The following is a 275-nucleotide window of genomic DNA, read 5'->3' on the forward strand; positions in this document are numbered from 1 at the left end:
GCGGTCGCGGTTGATCCAGTTTGGTTGAGCTGGGTTGATACGAAGTTCTTTAGTAAAAAGGCTGTAGGCCATTGGAGCCGCACCCATGACGACACCTGGGTGACCTGATTTTGATTTTTCGATGGCATCAATACCAAGGAAACGAATCGCATTGACTGAAAGATTTGACATGTTTTTCTCCTTTTTTAAAGTCATGAATTTATTATACCATAAAGCGTTTTCTATGTCTGTTTGAAATGAAGCGAGAAATAAATTGTCCGTAGAAAAGAGGCAGG

The 275-nt window shown here is 41.1% G+C and carries 1 protein-coding gene; it reads right to left on the reverse strand.

Annotation, left to right across the window (positions count from 1 at the left end; translation table 11 throughout):
- On the reverse strand, nucleotides 1-171 hold a 171-nt coding region (locus C1E99_RS01565), incomplete at its 3' end, for a transketolase (protein WP_105206403.1).
- Nucleotides 172-275 lie beyond the last annotated feature (104 nt).

The sequence above is a fragment of the Streptococcus suis genome (assembly GCF_002964045.1).
Taxonomy (GTDB): Bacteria; Bacillota; Bacilli; order Lactobacillales; family Streptococcaceae; genus Streptococcus; species Streptococcus suis_U.